Source organism: Staphylococcus sp. FSL K6-3157 (assembly GCF_038005145.1).
GTDB classification, from domain to species: Bacteria; Bacillota; Bacilli; order Staphylococcales; family Staphylococcaceae; genus Staphylococcus; species Staphylococcus equorum.
In genome coordinates this window covers 2,350,332-2,368,361 of record NZ_JBBOSM010000001.1, presented here as the reverse complement: position 1 = coordinate 2,368,361, position 18,030 = coordinate 2,350,332, and the positions used below count along the sequence as shown (strand labels likewise).

The window sequence follows — 18,030 nt, the reverse complement described above, 5'->3', positions numbered from 1 at the left end:
AAAATAAACTCCTTAATTCAACATTGGTTAAGGAGTTTATTTTTTGTTGCTATTTTATATAGTAAAGATGAAAAGGAATGAAATAAAAATTTATTTAAGTGTTATAAATTTACTTTTTAAAATGTCACAAATATGATTTGAATGTTATTGATAATCCATATCAATTACTCCATAATATAAAGTATATGTAAAGAATAAATAAAATATTGAATTATAGAATAGGTGGGGTGTTGTGAAAGCATTTTTTAGCTATTACAAACCATATAAAGGTTTGTTTTTCTTAGATTTTGGTTCGGCAATTGTTGTAGGTTTGTTGGAATTAATTTTCCCACTTATTACAAGTATATATATTGACCGTTTATTACCTACTAATCAATGGAATCTCATAGTGATTTTTGGAATTGCATTACTGTTTGTCTTTGGAATTGTCGCGGTACTTAAATTTATTGTGACATATTGGGGACATAAGTTAGGTACGAATATAGAGCGTGATATGCGTAATGATTTATATAGTCATATTCAGAAATTGAATTTTAAGTATTTTGATAACCAAAAATCCGGAAAGCTCATTGGTCGACTGACGAATGATTTGATGGATATTGGTGAAGCTGCCCATCATGGTCCCGAAGATGTATTTTTATCTATCATGACGCTGATTGGTGCATTTGTCATCATGTTAACGATTGATGTGAAATTAGCACTCATTACGTTCTGTGTGGTGCCTATTGTTTTTATCTTGGCTATATTTTTCAGCCAAAAAATGTCTCGTGCATTTAAGAACTTATTTACAAATGTGTCACGTTTTAATGAATTAATCGCAGATAATGTGGGTGGCATAAGACTTGTACAGGCCTTTACAAATGAAAAACATGAGCAAACGAAATTCAGAAATATAAACGATAATTTTAGAGCTACAAAATTAAAAGCATATAATTATATGTCTTGGAATATTACAATTAGTCATATTGCCCAAAATCTGACATTAATTATTGTGTTAGTAGTCGGAAGTTATTTTGTGTTGAATGGTGATTTATCTTATGGTGGTATCGTTGCATTTATCATGATTACGAATGTACTCTTTAAGCCTTTACAACAAATTAATATGATTATAGAGCTATTTCCAAAAGCGATTGCAGGATTTAAAAACTTTAGTGAAATATTAAGCATTAATCCAGAAATACAGGATGCGCCAGATGCGATTCAAATGCCGAGTGATCCTAAGACGATTCAATATAAAGATGTAACATTTGGATATGGCGAAACACCGATTCTAAAAAAACTAAATTTAGATATTCAGCATGGTGAGAAGATTGCATTGGTTGGACCGAGTGGTAGTGGTAAAACGACAATCAGTTCTCTATTGCCGAGATTTTATGAAGTAGATGACGGTGATATCTTAATTAATGGTCAAAGCATCAAATCGATTCAGTTAGCTTCATTACGTGCAGAAATTGGTGTCGTACAGCAAGATGTATTCCTATTCTCTGGTACTTTAAGAGATAATATTGTATATGGTCATTTAGAAGCTGACGAAACTGCAATATGGGACGCAGTTAGAAATGCGCAATTAGAAACATTTATCGAGGACTTACCCTTTGGTTTGGATACACTCGTAGGTGAAAGAGGTACGAAATTATCTGGTGGACAGAAACAGCGTATTTCCATCGCGAGAATGTTTTTAAAAGACCCGTCTATTATTATTTTAGATGAAGCTACAAGTGCGTTAGATATAGAAACAGAAAATAAAATTCAATTGGCATTTAAAAAGCTGTCTGAAAATAGAACATCGCTCATTATTGCGCATCGTTTATCAACAATTAAAGACGTAGACCGTATTATCTTTATCAAAGATGGCGAAATCTTAGAAGAAGGTAGTCACGAAGTATTAATGCAACAAGATGGACACTATAAACAACTTTATTTATCACAGTTTAATGAAGTTGAAACGTTTTAAAATGTTATAATGTGATTATAATAGTGAGTATTATGGGGGTGGGCAAACGAAATCAAATTATGATTTCTATCCCGCTCCCTTGTATTTTTATAGAATCTTAATTATGATTTAAGAAAGCGCTTTCTGTCGTATAGGAAGATCTGGAGGGTTAAAGTATGGCTTACAGTATAGGGATAGATTTTGGAACAGGTTCAGGTAGAGCCTTTCTTATAAATACAGAGAATGGTGAAATTGTAGAGCAATTTATTAAAACGTATACGCATGGCACGATAGAAGGAGAACTTGATGGTCAAAAACTACCTCAAAGTTATGCATTACAAAATGCGAATGATTATATGGAAGTCATTGAAGAAGGCATTCCAACTATTTTAGCAAAAACACAAATTGCGCCAAACGAAATTGTCGGTATCGGTATAGATTTTACATCCTCAACCGTGGTATTTGTGGATGAAAATATGGAGCCTATTCATAATAAGGAAGGATTTAAAGATAATCCACACGCTTACGTTAAATTATGGAAGCATCATGGTGCACAAGATGAGGCAGATGTATTATTTAAAACTGCACTTGAAGAGAAGAATCGTTGGTTAGGCTACTATGGCTTTAATGTGAGTAGTGAGTGGATGATACCTAAGATTATGGAAGTAAACAATAAGGCGCCTGAAGTGATAGCTGAGAGTGCGTATATCATGGAGGCGGGGGATTGGATTGTCAATCGACTCACTGATCAAAACGTCAGATCAAATTGTGGCTTAGGGTTTAAATCGTTTTGGGAAGCGGACACAGGATTCCATTATGATTTGTTTGATAAAGTAGATAATGATTTATCTACTATTGTAAGAGAGAAAGTGGAAGCACCAGTCGTTAATATTGGTGAAACTGTAGGTAAGGTTAGTCAGACAATGGCAGATAAACTAGGACTTTCACCAGAAACGCAAGTCAGTCCATTTATTATAGATGCACATGCAAGTTTATTGGGGATAGGTTCAGAAAGAGATAAAGAAATGACTATGGTCATGGGTACAAGTACATGTCATTTAATGCTTAATAAAGAACAACATAAGGTGCCTGGTATTTCTGGTTCAGTTAAAGGTGCCATTATTCCAGAACTTTATGCATACGAAGCAGGACAAACTGCTGTAGGTGACTTATTTGAGTACGTGGCGAAACAAACGCCGTATGATGATGTCAAAGAAGCGAAGTTACGCGATATTTCAATTTTTGAATTATTAAATGAAAAGGCCGCTAAACTATACCCTGGCGAAAGTGGACTTATCGCATTAGATTGGCACAACGGCAATAGAAGTGTACTTAGTGATAGTAATTTGAAAGGTTGCTTATTTGGCATGGGATTACATACGAAACATGAAGAAATTTATCGTGCGTACATGGAGGCAACCGCATTTGGTACTAAAATGATTATGCAACAGTATGAAGGATGGCATATGGAAGTGGATCATGTATTTGCTTGTGGTGGTATTCCTAAAAAGAATACATTACTCATGGATATCTATGCGAACGTGCTGAACAAACGAGTGACGGTTATTGATAGTGAATATGCACCAGCAATTGGCGCAGCAATTTTAGGCGCAATATGTGGTGGGGCGCATAAGGACTTTAGTGAGGCAGTCAAAGCAATGAAAGAACCCGTATTATATACTGTTGACCCTCAACCGGATAAAGTGGAAATCTATAAAAAGTTATTTAACGCATATCAATCATTGCATGACCTACATGGCTATAAAAAAGCGAGCATTATGCGTGATGTTGCAAAATTGAGGTAAGAGAATTAAACGTTAAGTAAAATAACCCAGAGGCAATATATCAGTGATGATATGTTGCTTCTGGGTTATTTTTATAAAGTTAGCCTGAAATGAAACTTGTTATAGCATCGATAAAACTATAGATACCTAAGAAGGAAACGGTTAAAACAACGAGTCCTCCGATAATATTGAGCCAAAGTGTATTTACAAAGCGGCCCATTAGATTTTTCTTATTAATAATAATAAAGATAAGTATTGCAATAATAGGTAAAATCATACCATTTAATGCTTGCGCAATAAGTAAGACTTGAAGCGGTTCAAAACCAAGTGCTGAAGTAATAATTCCAATAATGATAATCACAACAAACACAAGTTTGTATTTCTTGCTTTGCATGCCGCCTTTCCAACCGAGTAGGCTACTAATTGTTGCAGCGGCACCCGTTGGAGAAGCAATGGCTGATGACAGACCTGCAGCGAATAACCCAACACTAATCACTATAGGTGCAGCATCGCCAAGAACAGGTTCTAACGGTCCAGCAAGTTGAATGACACTTGATACTTCTTCACCTTTAATTAAAGTGGCTGCTGAAATTAATATTGCAGCAGAAATCACACCACCGACAGTAATTGAAATAATTGTATCCCAACGTGCGAATTTCAACTCCTTAACACCATTAAAACGTTCGTGTACAGCTGTTGAGTGGATAAAAAAGTTATATGGCACAACGGTTGTACCGATTAGAGCGATAACAGTAAGAATAGAGCCATCTGGTATTGTTGGAATGAAGGCACCTTTTAAAATGCCCATAACATCTGGTTTTATAACAATCATCGTAGTGATAAATATTGCGCCCATGATAACCATAAGTACAAGCATAACTTTTTCTAAAAATTTATAGTTACCAAATAATCCAATGAGTAATATAATAACGCCGATAACTGGAGCAACCCAATTTTCAGGTAAATTAAGTAAGTAAGATGCCCCAAGTGAGGTTCCAATCAAGTCACCACTAATATAGGCAGCACACCCAATGGTTACAGCAATGAGTGTGAACCACACGATGATTAGCTTACCAATTTTATTAGAAAATAAATCTTGAATTGCTTCACCTAAGCCTTCACGTGTAACGAGAGATAAACGAATAATCATTTCTTGTAACACGATCGTGGCGATGATTGAAAAGACAACTGCCCATAGTAAACTATAGCCAAATCCTGCGCCACCTTGAGTCATGGTTGTTACTGTACCAGGGCCAATGAATGAAGCAGTGATAATCATACCTGGGCCAAGCGATCGTAAAATCTTACCCGCGTGTTTAAACATTTAACCACTCCTCAGATTATTTTAATTTATTTAAATAAGCGACGTGGCCAGCAAGTACATATAATACTGCTGTAGAAACGAAATGGGCAGAATTCTGATTGGCATCTTTCATAGGATAAACTTCTACATAATCCATACCACATAGGCCGAGCGCACCAAATTCGTGGATCATCGTTAATAATTCATAGGACGTTAGACCATTGCCATCGACAGGTCCACCTGGATTATAAGCAAAATCCAATACGTCACTACATATGGTTAAATATACGACATCTACATCGGCACTTGCTTGAGCGTAAATGTCACGGGCAAACTGTTTTATATTATTTGATTCACGGATATCATTGATTGTTATCGTTACGGCACCAGCTTCTTCAGCGTAACGTCCTGTTGATGGATGATTTCTCGGGCCATGAATACCAGTGTGAATAATGCTTTCGTTACGTACACCGTCTGTTTCATAAAGTCTCATGAAAGGTGTATTACGGGCATAAGCTTCACCCTCATAATCTGGCATATTATCATAATGTGCATCTAAATGGATGATGCCGACTTTTTTACCAGTTTCTGTTAATGATTTAAGAATAGGATAAGTGACACCGTGTTCGCCGCCAAAACCAACTAAGAATTTTTCGCTTTCCCATAGTTTTTTAGTGAAATCTGTAATGTTGTCATAGCTTTCTTTATTGTCATGAGCGACAAATGGCACATCACCGACATCCCCCATAGATAAGTGTTCACTAATATCAATGTGGTTTAATTCTGGTAGATATTGACTGTAACGTGCAGAGGACAGTCTAATTTGCTTTGGACCAAGTTCTACGCCTGTATAATCTCCCCAAGTGCTTTCGCCTTCAAAAGGTACTCCATATACAATTACATCTGTATCTAAAGTATTTGATTGATTTAAATTTTTACTATTTAAAAAACATGGTGTATTCCCATAAATATTATTTTTCATAATTTATATCCTCCCCTTTATTGTAGATAATTATATAGAGTATTTTTTTATTTTTCAAATAAATCAGAAAATTCACTGATTGAATAATTCAAAATATATATGAATTAGAGGATTATTTATAAATTCTTTTAGATTATGAAGAGGAAAGGGGGGTGAAAAGGAGTAGGAAGGTTTGTTGGAAGCTGTATAGATAAATATAATAATAAAAAGCCACACCAATGAAGGTGTAGCTTTTGAAAAGACAATGTTTATTACATTGATATATTGTGAAAATTTATGCCCAACCACGGAAACGTGTAGCTTCAGCTGTACGTTTGATACCTACAACATAGGAAGCTAAACGCATATCCAATTTTCTACTTTCAGCTAAGTCATAGATTTTATTGAATGCTTCTACCATTTTTTCACGGAGTAGACTGTTTATTTCTTCTTCAGACCAATAATAGCCTTGATTATTTTGTACCCATTCGAAGTAAGAAACAGTTACACCACCAGCACTCGCAAGTACATCAGGTATAAGTAACACACCACGTTCTGTTAATATACGTGTCGCTTCTTTTGTCGTAGGACCATTCGCTGCTTCTGCAACGATGCTTGCTTTAATGTCATGTGCGTTTTCTTCAGTAATTTGATTTGATAATGCAGCTGGGATAAGAATATCACAGTCGACTTCAAATAATTCTTTATTAGGGATGACGCCCTCAAATAAGTGTGTCACTCGGCCATGTTTTTCTTTAAGCTCTACAAGCTCGTCAACATCTAGACCATCTGGATCATGTAAAGCGCCATAACTTTCAGAAATAGCTACAATTTTTGCTCCCATATCATGTAAGATTTTGGCAATAAAACTACCAGCGTTACCAAATCCTTGAATCGCAACACGAGACCCCTTGATATCAATGTTTCTACGCTTTGTTGCTTCTTCAATAGTAATTACAGCACCAAGCGCAGTGGCACGGTTACGACCTTCTGAACCACCTAAAGAGAGTGGTTTACCAGTGATGAAGGCAAAAGCATTTGAACGATTAATTTTACTGTATTCATCCATCATCCAAGACATGATTTGTGGATTTGTATAAACATCTGGTGCTGGGATATCACTCGCAGGACCTACGAATTGTGATATAGCTCTAACAAAACCACGAGATAGATTTTCAAGCTCTTGATTGCTCATTTGACGTGGGTCACAGATGACGCCGCCTTTACCGCCACCAAATGGTAAGTTAGTAATACCACATTTCATCGTCATCCACATTGCAAGTGCCTTAACTTCTTCTTTATTTACATCAGGATGGAAACGTACGCCACCTTTAGTAGGACCAACAGAATGATTATGTTGCGCACGGTAACCGGTAAAAGTTTTAACAGTACCATCATCCATGCGGACGGGTATACGGACTTCTAGTATTCTTAACGGTTCTTTGATTAAATCATACATGCCATCGTCAAAGCCTAATTTATGTAATGCTTCTTTTGTAATTTCTTGGGTAGATTTCACTAAGTCATTATGTTCTGTCATTATATTTTCCCCTCTATCTATTACTTATAATATTTGTACTTACTTATCTATAAATGTTATAGACTTTACGACTGAAAATCAATACTAGAGATTGAATTTTTATAAAAGTTTGAAAATTCAGTGAATAAATAGATGAAATTCTCTTTGAAAACGAAAGAATCATTAAAGACAATATATGAGCAGGAAGTGAATTGAGAAAAAATACATTGACTAAATTTTCAGAAATTAATAGAATGAATAATTATATTTAAAAAGTGTAGAACTTGAAGATAAGGAGAACATTAATGGAACAACCATCATTTAAACGTGCAATGAAACAACGTCATCTTATGTTACTTAGCTTTGGTGGTGTTATTGGAACAGGATTATTTTTAAGTTCTGGATATACTTTGCAACAAGCAGGTCCATTTGGAACGGTACTATCTTATTTAGTTGGTTCAATTTTAGTTTATCTCGTTATGTTATGTCTAGGGCAATTAGCGATCAAACATCCTGTTACAGGTGGATTTCATACATATGCAAGTCTTTACATTCATCCATCTGTTGGATATATCGTAGCATGGTTTTATTGGTTAACTTGGACCGTAGCATTAGGTTCTGAATTTACAGCAGTGGGTATTTTGATGCAGAAATGGATGCCTGAAACCCCCGTTTATATTTTTGCTACGATTGCAATTATATTAATTTTATTATTTAACATTATATCGACACGGTTTTATGCAGAAGTTGAATTTTATTTTTCTTTAGTAAAAGTTATTGCGATTATAGTATTTATTATTTTAGGTCTTTTGGTAATTATCGGATTTATTCACTACGATGGTTATGAAGGTTTAAACACAATTGCACATAGGTATACGAATCCTACCTTTCCTAATGGTATAGGTTCTGTGTTTTTAACAATGCTAGCTGTGAATTATGCATTTAGTGGCACTGAATTAATCGGCATTGCTGCCGGTGAAACAGAGAATCCTGAAAAAGTAATACCAAAGGCGATTAGAGCAACGTTATGGCGTCTTATTGTCTTTTTTATAGGTACAATGGTTATTATTTCTATTCTAATACCAAGTTATCAAGGTAAGTCATTAGAAAGTCCATTTGTTGTTATTTTTCAAAAAATGGGAATCCCTTATGCGGGTGACATTATGAATTTAGTGATTATAACAGCTTTGTTATCTGCAGCTAATTCAGGATTATATGCTGCGAGCAGAATGATTTGGAGTTTGTCGAATGAAGGTGTGTTTCCTAAATGGTTTGGAAAGCTAAATAAACATCATATGCCAGTGAATGCAACATTATTTAGCATGATTGGTGGCTTATTGGCTTTATTTTCTAGCGTGTATGTAGCAGATTCATTATATGTAATTCTAGTTTCAATTGCTGGTTTAGCAGTTGTTATCGTGTGGATGAGTATCTGTATTGCATATTTTAATGCTAAAAAAATTGACCGAAGCTTAAAAGTACACCAATCGATTCCAATTATTGGTTTTATATTATGCTTAATTTCTTGTGTTGGAATGCTTTTTGATTCTAATCAAGCACCTGCACTTTATTTCGGGCTACCGTTTGCAGCGATTGCGTTAATTTATTATTTTGTTAAATTTAATAAGAAAAGAGGAGAATAGATGAGACTGTTAGAAAAAGTGAAAACACAATCTCCAATTGTCTTAGATGGCGGACTAGCAACTACATTAGAACAAGCTGGTTGTGACTTAAATTCTTCGTTATGGTCTAGTGAAGTACTTAGACATCAACCAATTAAAATAAAGCAAGCCCATCAAGATTTTACAAATGCGGGTGCCGACATTATTTTAACAAGTACATATCAAGCAAGTTATCAAACATTTACAGATATAGGAATGCAGAATGAGGAAATTGATGACCTTTTTACAATAGCGGTAGAGCAAGTTATGGATGCAACAAATAATAATCAAGTGGTTGTAGGTAGTTTGGGTCCATATGGCGCATATTTAAGCGACGGCTCAGAATATACAGGGAATTATGTAATAAGTCGAGAAGCCTATTTTAAATTTCATGAACAACGCATAAACGCTTTGATTTCAAGAGGGATAAATGATTTTGTGTTTGAAACTGTTCCTAATTTTGAAGAGATTCAAGCAATTATAGAAAATATTATACCGAGTTATACTGAAGACCAAACATTTTGGCTCTCTGTAACTGTCGATGACACAGGAAATTTATCAGATGGAACAGAATTCGAGAAACTAATCGATTATATTAAACAGAAGGGCACTATTATTCCAATTTTTGGTATTAATTGTTCTTCAGTTAAAGGAATCAATCGATCATTAGACAAAGGATTAGCTAGTTTGAGTCAGACAATTGCGTTGTATCCTAATGGAGGTTCTCATTATAATGCGGATAGCAAAAAATGGGAAAATGATGCTAACAGTGATGAAATTATTGAACAAGTTCCGAAGTGGTTAATGGAAGGTGTTCAAATTATAGGGGGATGTTGTCAAACAACACCAGAGGACATTAAAAAAATTAGACATAGCATGAGTTAACTAAAATTGAAGTTTCAAAATAAGAAAAGGAGAAGTGCTTGGGTTAACAAGCACTTCTCCTTTGTTGTTTGTTTGAATATTAAGTGTTTATGATGGTTGTTTATTTCTAAGTGAAAATTCTTTAAAAGTGATAAAGCGTTTATGACTTTTATCATATAATTTGAATTTTAATGATGTCAGACTTTCTCTAAGCGTAATAGATGTTGCATGATGTAGAGGTGTAACAGTTTCATGTGTTTCCTCTAAAGAGTAGTTAGGAATTCTAGGATTCAAATGATGTACATGATGATAACCTATGTTTCCTGTAACCCAATGTAGTACTTTTGGTAATTTATAGTACGAACTACCATCAATTGCTGCTTTTACATAGTCCCATTCAGAAGCTTCTTCGAAATAAGAATCTTCAAATGTATGTTGGATGTAAAATAACCAAATACCTAACATGCCAGCAATGAAGATCATTGGTGCAAATACTGCAAAGAAATGACCTACGCCTAATAGATAAATTAGACCACCGTATACGACTAATAATAAAATGTTGTTCATCCAAGTATTGATACGTTCTTTCTTTTTAGCGTCTTTAGAATTAAAACGATTAGAAATAAATACTAAGAAGAACGGTCCTAATACAAACATCACAAGTGGGTTACGATAAATTCTATACGTTAAACGTTGGAATTTAGATGCTTCTGTATATTCTTCTACTGTCATAACCCAGATATCACCGATACCACGTTTTTCTAAATTACCGCTACCAGCATGGTGAATTAAATGTTCTCTACGCCATTTTCTGTAAGGGAACAGCGTAAGGAAACCAGTTACGTTTCCGAGTAAATCATTATGCTTTTGTTTTTTTAAATATGATCCGTGACAAGCATCGTGAAAAATGATGAATGTTCTAATTAAAAATATAGACGCGAATATACTACTAATAATTGCTAATGACCAATGCACATTATATAAAAGTCCGCTTACTACTAAAATTGCAATAAGAGGAAGTAATGTATTTATAATTTGTATTGTACTTTTCGTGTAGTTAGTTTTTGCGAAAGGTTTTACCATTTTGTTCAACATCTTTTTCTTATCTTTTTCCATATACACCTAACTTTCTTTTACTGAATAAGTTGAAAATAGAGTACATACTCTCACCAGTATTCCACTAAGTGTATATAAATAAATAGAAATTTACAAACATTTATACAAAAAAATTGAAAAATTTAAAATAATGAGAAATTTGAAAATGCAAAAAACGCATTGAATAAGGATTTGAACAGGAAAATATGGGTGAATTTAATTCTCTGTTGCAACTAATTAAATGGTCATGGATAGCGTCATTTCAGTTTTTCTTACTCATATTAAATTTGCTTAAGATATATAATAAATATATGTAAATTAGTAATAGTTTATAACGAAAAAGGGTAAAACGTATTAAATGAGTCTAGGTAAATTAGCATGAAGAATTAGTAATTTAAATTCTTCCTAGATAATCTTTGAATTGAGAGGAGAACTTTAAATATGGAAACACAATATTCAAAAGATGGACAAGGTGTTTATCAAACATTGAAAATAGATATAGATGGAGATAAGGAAACAATATTTAATTATTTGAGTACTACTGAAGGAATACAGCAATGGTTTCCACAATTGTCATTTGAAAAAAGAGAAGTGAATGGCAAAATGTACTTCCATTTAGAGGAAGAAGACGATTTGGAAATGACAATCACACATCTTGAAGAAACTAAGACGATTGGCTTTACATGGGATATTGGGACTGTGAAGTTTGAATTAAATAGCAAAGTTCAACAAACGGAACTAACATTTATTGAATATTTACCATTTGAATTTCCACACATCATCTTAGATTTTACAGGTTGGCAATTCCATATGGAAAGTATAAAAAGTATTGTAGAAACGGGGAAACCGCTCAATTCTCAAGATTATGATTTTGATAGTAAAAATGAAGCTATCGAAGCGCAAATAAAACTAGAAAATGACAAGTAAAAAAGCTGTTTATCGCATACAAAAAAGACGATCTTATAACTAAAAGGTCGTCTTTTTAAATATATTTGGAAATTTAAATCATTTTAAATTTTTATAAATGAACCTACATTGCTATTAGAATCCAAATAATACCTATTAAAACGAGTACACTGAAAACAAGTAACACGATGCCTAAGGTTAGTACTTTATGTGACTGTTGCTTTACGCCTATTCTTTCGTTTTCACTACGTTTCGCTTGTTTACTTTGGTCAATTTCAGCTTTACTTTCTTTAAAACAAAAATAACTTAAAACTAATGACATGATTAAAACAGCGAATAAAATAATGATTAAATAAGTCATTATGTCATCCCTCTCACTGCATATTTATTTACTAATAATATCAGTTATTGTCCAAAATATACATTAAAGTACTTGTTATTGAGATGAATTTTGTGAAAGTGGTATAGATGATCAAAATATCTATATTAGCAGGGTATTAAACATTATGTTTGCATAGCTAATGAACGGAACTCAATTATACTGTGTGTTCAATCCAATAATATAGTTTATAAAATGCTTTTGCTTTCATTGCTTAAAGTGTTAAGACTATGTTGGTGCATTAACCCCCTTGCTATTAATGGTAGCAAGGGGGTTTTTACGTTTGAATGAGTGTGTTTTAAATTTAAAATACTAAAACATTTAAAAATTGTACACTCAATGTATACAATAAAGCGCTTTTATTGTATAATTTAGTTGAAAATAAGGACTGTGTACGCACTAGAAAAACATTGCAGTTTCTGTAATGCACAAGGGGAGATAGAAATATGAAAAAAATTATGATTACAGGTGCTTTAGGACAAATTGGAACCGAACTCGTAGTGAAATGTAGAATGTTATATGGAAATGATAATGTTTTAGCTACAGATATTAAACAACCAGAAGCAGATTCAGCGATTGTAGATGGGCCATTTGAAATATTAGATGTTACTGATAAAGCGCGAATGTTTGAGTTAGTTGAGACATTTAAGCCAGACACAATGATGCATATGGCAGCATTATTGTCAGGCGTTGCTGAAAAAAATCCATTATTTGCTTGGGATTTAAATATGGGTGGTTTAATGAACGCTTTAGAAACAGCACGTGAACACAACTTGCAATTCTTTACACCAAGTTCAATTGGCGCATTTGGACCTTCAACACCTAAAGTGAATACACCACAAGTGACGATTCAACGACCAACGTCTATGTATGGAGTGAATAAAGTTGCTGGAGAGTTATTATGTCAGTACTATTTCGATAAATTTGGTGTCGATACACGTAGTGTGAGATTCCCAGGTTTAGTTTCTCACATAAAAGAACCAGGTGGTGGTACGACAGACTATGCGGTAGATATTTATTTCAAAGCTGTGAGAGAAGGTCGTTATACTAGCTTTATCGAAAAAGACACATATATGGATATGATGTATATGGAAGATGCCATAGATGCCATTATTCAACTTATGGAAGCGGACGGCGTTAAATTAATTAATCGTAATGCATATAACTTAAGTGCAATGAGTATTGAACCAGAAATGGTGAAAGAAGCGATTCAAGAATTTTATCCTGAGTTCCAATTGGAATATGATGTAGACCCAGTAAGACAGTCTATCGCGAATAGTTGGCCAAACAGTATAGATGTTAGCTGTGCACGTGCAGAATGGGGATTCAATCCACAATATGATTTAACTAAAATGACTCAAACGATGTTAAAGGCTATAGAAGATAAAGAAACAGTAAGATAATCTAATTTAAAGCCCTCACTCATACTGTAGTGAGGGCTTTAAGCTTGTAGTCTTCGATTAGTGCTTTTCCGCAAGAGTCGACCCAAATCTCTGCCATTTTTAAAAACAAAAAATTATTCATCAATATTTGCATAGGTATTGTTGATATACGAGTGATTTATAGACATATTGGGATATTATTAATCACAAAATACTTTTGAAAATAAATCGTGTTCATTTTTAGTATATTTGAAATTATTTGAAAATTATTGAACAGTGCCCTGTGGATTGGTATAATTTAAAGTAATACTCAAGGAAATAACATTAGGAGGAAAAATCATGTCAGAAAAAATTGAATTTGTACAACGAGAAACACTTAAAGAAAAACCGGATCCAAGTGGTTTAGGTTTTGGAAAATACTTCACAGATTATATGTTAAGTTTCGACTACGATATTGATCAAGGATGGCATGATTTAAAGATTGTGCCTTATGGTCCAATTGAACTTTCTCCAGCAGCTCAAGCACTTCATTATGGGCAAGCTGTATTTGAAGGCTTAAAAGCATATAAACATGATGGCGAAGTTGATTTATTCCGTCCATCTGAGAACTTTAAACGTATTAATAACTCTTTATCACGTTTAGATATGCCGAAAGTTGATGAAGAAGTTGTTTTAGAAGGTCTAAAACAACTAGTAGATATCGAACGTGACTGGGTACCAGAGGGTGAAGGTCAATCACTTTACATACGACCATACGTTTTCGCGACTGAAGGTATATTAGGCGTACGTCCTTCATACTCTTATAAATTACTTATCATTTTATCACCATCAGGCTCTTATTATGGTGGCGAGTCATTAAGTCCAACTAAGATTTATGTAGAAGATGAATACGTACGTGCTGTTCGTGGTGGCGTAGGTCACGCTAAAGTCGCAGGTAACTATGCGGCAAGTTTATTAGCACAAACAAATGCTTCAGCACAAGGTTATGACCAAGTACTTTGGTTAGATGGTGTAGAGCAAAAATATGTAGAAGAAGTAGGTAGTATGAACATCTTTTTCGTAGAGAATGGCAAACTTGTAACGCCAGAATTAAACGGTAGTATTTTACCTGGTATTACACGTAAAACAGTCATTGAATTAGCTGGCAATTTAGGCTATGAAGTAGAAGAACGTCGTGTATCGATTGATGAATTGATTGAATCACATAATAAAGGTGAGTTAACTGAAGTGTTCGGTACAGGTACTGCAGCAGTCATTTCTCCAGTAGGCCAATTGAAATATGGCGAAACTGAAATTGTGATTAATAACAATGAAACTGGTAAAATCACGCAAGATTTATATAACAACTACACTGGTATCCAAAGTGGTAAACTTGAAGACCCACAAGGTTGGAGAGTCGTTGTACCAAGATATTAATAGCTAACCAAAAGCTTCACTGCAGAAATTGCAGTGAAGCTTTTTTAATTTTATAGATAAAACGAATGTTTAATCTTTTTCAACTTTAATTTTAGTATTTATTTAGTAGGCATGTCATAAATGCTAGAATTATTTTCAATTTAAGAGTAAATATTCTCTTAAATTTAAATTTGACAATTGTAAGCGTTTACTTTAGTATTCTTTTTAACCTTTTGAATACGTATGCAAAAGAATAAAAAAGGTAAATTTATGGAGGTATATTTTATGACAGAAAATAAAGATTTGAAAAATGAAAATAATTACAAAAACACTAAAAGTAGTCAAAACAACGTACAGTCTTCTCTAGTTTTTTATGCAGATGCTAAATCAGTAAATATGATTGATTCAATGGATGATGAAGGATATTTAGATTTAAATCCTAAAGACATGAAAGAACAATCTATGAATGGATTTGGGGAATATAAGAATATAGTTGATTATATCGTTCAAATAACTAGAAAAATTTGGAAGGAGAAAGATATAGGTTTAATTTATGACACATATAGTTATGGTGTCCAGATTCATAGAGGATTAGTAAATAGTCATGGTGTTAATGAAGTTATTTCTGGAACATTACAAACCTTGCATTCCTTCCCAGATAGATCCGGTCTAGGATATAGTGTCATATGGTCTGGAAATGATAAAGACGGTTTTTTTACCTCACATAGAGGTAAATCAGTAGGAACTAATCTTGGTGATACTTTGTACGGACCAGCAACTGGTAAAAAAGTTATGTTTAGAACTACAGCAGATTGTTTAATCCATAACAATAAAATTTATGAAGAATGGCTAGTTATGGATACTTATCATCTAGTTGAACAATTAGGGTTTGATCCGATTGAAATTGCTAAGAGAGTCGCTAAACAAACAAAAACCTTGTCGCCGAATTTACAATTTAATATTTCTCAGTCTGCTGAAGAAGGACTACCACCAGAAAAGTATCAAAAAAAATATAGTGAATTTGAAATTGGTGATTTTATACTCGATTTATTTGCCAAGATATGGTCAAGAAAATCGTTGAACAAGGTCAAGGATTTTTATCAACAAAATTCTGTATTACATTATATTCGTAATATTGATGCTGTTGGTCATAGTGAAATACAAGGTACATTTCTGAATTTATTTTCATCAATACCTAATGGAAAAGTGTTAATTGATCGTGTTACATGTAATGAAAGAGAAGGAGAAGGTAATTGGGATGTAGCAGTAAGATGGAGAATTCAAGGGATACATGGGGGTATTGGTTATTTTGGTAAACCTAGTGGGAAAAATATTGAAATAAATGGAGTAAATCATTATAAGGTAAGGTCTGAGAAAGTAGAAGAAGAATGGATGTTATTTGATGGCTTAGATGTATTAAGACAAGTTTACACAGAGTCTGATGAAGAGGAGAAAAAGAGCGAACAAAATTCAGAAAATTTTGAAGATGGCAACTTTACTGGTGTCTCGTAAAAGGGGTAATAATATGAAAAAGTATTTTTCCTTACTTTTTATTCTTATTCTATTATTTACTACTTCTTGTGCTAATGGTGATGTAGAAGAAAAAAATGGTAAGTATAAAGAAAAAATAACCATAGCTGTTACTGAAGGGAATATAGGACAATTTAATGCGTGGCAAAAACGAAGTGAAACTTTCACAAAAGAAACAGGAATTAAGGTTGAGTTTGTGAAAGTCCCATATGAAAATTTACTGAATAGGATTACCACAGAAGGAATTTCAGGGGATTCCACGTTTGATATTGTTACATATCCAGATGTTATGGGCCCCTCAATAAAAACATTTTTGGAACCACTTAATGGATATACTAATAAAAGTTTTTTTGAAAGATTTCCAGAATCTGCAGTAAAACTCTCAACCTATGGTGATAAAGTGTATGGGATTCCATTACGATCTAATGTTCAATTACTATTTTATAGAAAAGACGTTTTCAAAAAGTTGGGAATCTCTCCACCAAAAACATGGAATGAATTTAATAAGAGCAGCAAAAAAATCGTTGAAAATACTGATTTGAAAGCAATAGCTCCTTATTATCAGTCAGGAAATAATGGTCAAAATATTTATATGTGGGCTACTTACCTTTGGGGAAATAATGGAGCTATTTTTGACAAAAATATGAAACCGATATTTAACAATAAACAAGGAGTAGAAGCTACTAATGAATATATTAATTTATTAAAAAAAGGTTATGCACCTAAAGGCTCAGTCCAATTTGCTGAACAAGATGCAAGAACCAATTTTAAACAAGGAAGGTCAGCCATGTGGATAGGATGGTGGTGGGTGTATTCAGATTTTAATGCTAGTGATTCTGCTAAAGATGTTAAAAATAATGTCGGTGTAGTCCCTATGCCTTCTTGGGATAATGGAAAAAAAGTTTCCAATGTGTCTACATTTCCTATAAGTATGATGAAAGATTCTAAAAATAAAGAAGCATCATGGAAATTTATGAAATGGCTTAGTAAGGAAGAAAATGAAAAAGAAATTGTATCTGATTCCCTTGATAAAAAAGTTCCCAAAGAAGAATTTTCTACCGATATTTCTCAGAAAAAGAATTTTAGAGATAAAGAATTAAATGAAAAAGGTGATGATTTATTTAATATTGCAGGGGACAGTTTTGAAAGTTCTAAAACACTTCCAATATCAAGAGTATGGCCGAAAATTTCAGATATTTTAAGTAGAGAAATTTCAAATATGGCTACTGGGGATAACGTCAAAGAATGTTTAGATAGAGCTGCTAAAGAAATTGAAAAATTATTAGACTCAGAAGGATATTATGACAATAAATAAGGC

Annotated in this window: 14 protein-coding genes; 9 read left to right on the top strand and 5 right to left on the bottom strand. The window is 33.5% G+C overall.

Going from position 1 to position 18,030, the window contains the following annotated elements; all coding sequences use genetic code 11:
- Positions 1-232: 232 nt before the first annotated feature.
- Both MHB47_RS11515 and MHB47_RS11510 read left to right on the top strand, forming a co-directional pair.
- Entirely contained in the window at positions 233-1,954 is a 1,722-nt protein-coding gene (locus MHB47_RS11515) for an ABC transporter ATP-binding protein (RefSeq protein ID WP_340756798.1), read from the top strand.
- A gap of 155 nt (positions 1,955-2,109) precedes the next feature.
- A complete protein-coding gene (locus MHB47_RS11510; protein WP_340756796.1) occupies positions 2,110-3,738 on the top strand; it encodes a ribulokinase in 1,629 nt (542 codons plus the stop codon).
- Positions 3,739-3,817: 79 nt separating this feature from the next.
- Here the strand turns inward: MHB47_RS11510 and MHB47_RS11505 are convergent, their stop codons facing one another.
- The 3 genes from MHB47_RS11505 to MHB47_RS11495 all read right to left on the bottom strand — a co-directional run bounded on the left by MHB47_RS11505 (position 3,818) and on the right by MHB47_RS11495 (position 7,521).
- Positions 3,818-5,041, bottom strand: a complete 1,224-nt coding sequence (locus tag MHB47_RS11505; protein ID WP_002508490.1) for an Nramp family divalent metal transporter — start codon at positions 5,039-5,041, stop codon at positions 3,818-3,820.
- 16 nt (positions 5,042-5,057) lie between these two features.
- Positions 5,058-6,002: an agmatinase family protein gene (locus tag MHB47_RS11500; protein WP_002508489.1), complete on the bottom strand. Its 945-nt coding sequence runs from the start codon at positions 6,000-6,002 to the stop codon at positions 5,058-5,060.
- Between the two features lie 274 nt (positions 6,003-6,276).
- Positions 6,277-7,521: a Glu/Leu/Phe/Val family dehydrogenase gene (locus tag MHB47_RS11495; protein WP_002508488.1), complete on the bottom strand. Its 1,245-nt coding sequence runs from the start codon at positions 7,519-7,521 to the stop codon at positions 6,277-6,279.
- Between the two features lie 284 nt (positions 7,522-7,805).
- Between MHB47_RS11495 and MHB47_RS11490 the strand changes: the two genes are divergently transcribed.
- Positions 7,806-9,143 (top strand): amino acid permease, encoded by a 1,338-nt coding sequence (locus tag MHB47_RS11490; protein WP_340756794.1) that lies wholly within the window; start codon positions 7,806-7,808, stop codon positions 9,141-9,143.
- The gene (gene mmuM, locus MHB47_RS11485; RefSeq protein WP_340756792.1) at positions 9,144-10,046 is read left to right on the top strand and encodes a homocysteine S-methyltransferase; all 903 of its coding nucleotides are present in this window, start codon (positions 9,144-9,146) and stop codon (positions 10,044-10,046) included.
- 87 nt (positions 10,047-10,133) lie between these two features.
- On the opposite strand, the gene MHB47_RS11480 is transcribed toward mmuM, so the two are convergent.
- Entirely contained in the window at positions 10,134-11,141 is a 1,008-nt protein-coding gene (locus MHB47_RS11480; RefSeq protein ID WP_002508485.1) for a fatty acid desaturase, read from the bottom strand.
- Between the two features lie 420 nt (positions 11,142-11,561).
- Here MHB47_RS11480 and MHB47_RS11475 point away from each other — a divergent pair, with 420 nt between their 5' ends.
- Positions 11,562-12,047 carry an SRPBCC domain-containing protein gene (locus MHB47_RS11475; RefSeq protein ID WP_277583364.1) on the top strand — a complete coding sequence of 162 codons (486 nt, stop codon included), beginning with the start codon at positions 11,562-11,564 and terminating at the stop codon, positions 12,045-12,047.
- A 103-nt stretch (positions 12,048-12,150) separates the two neighbouring features.
- Here MHB47_RS11475 and MHB47_RS11470 read toward each other — a convergent pair whose 3' ends face one another.
- Positions 12,151-12,387 (bottom strand): hypothetical protein, encoded by a 237-nt coding sequence (locus tag MHB47_RS11470; protein WP_046465040.1) that lies wholly within the window; start codon positions 12,385-12,387, stop codon positions 12,151-12,153.
- 464 nt (positions 12,388-12,851) lie between these two features.
- Here MHB47_RS11470 and MHB47_RS11465 point away from each other — a divergent pair, with 464 nt between their 5' ends.
- From MHB47_RS11465 to MHB47_RS11450, 4 genes are all read left to right on the top strand, one after another.
- A complete protein-coding gene (locus MHB47_RS11465) occupies positions 12,852-13,808 on the top strand; it encodes an NAD-dependent epimerase/dehydratase family protein (RefSeq protein ID WP_340756789.1) in 957 nt (318 codons plus the stop codon).
- A 318-nt stretch (positions 13,809-14,126) separates the two neighbouring features.
- Positions 14,127-15,203 (top strand): branched-chain amino acid aminotransferase, encoded by a 1,077-nt coding sequence (locus MHB47_RS11460; protein ID WP_046465042.1) that lies wholly within the window; start codon positions 14,127-14,129, stop codon positions 15,201-15,203.
- Between the two features lie 249 nt (positions 15,204-15,452).
- On the top strand, positions 15,453-16,694 hold the full coding sequence (locus MHB47_RS11455; RefSeq protein WP_340756786.1) for an ester cyclase: 1,242 nt from the start codon (positions 15,453-15,455) through the stop codon (positions 16,692-16,694).
- Between the two features lie 13 nt (positions 16,695-16,707).
- Positions 16,708-18,027, top strand: coding sequence for an ABC transporter substrate-binding protein (locus MHB47_RS11450; protein WP_340756785.1), 1,320 nt, complete (start codon positions 16,708-16,710; stop codon positions 18,025-18,027).
- Positions 18,028-18,030 lie beyond the last annotated feature (3 nt).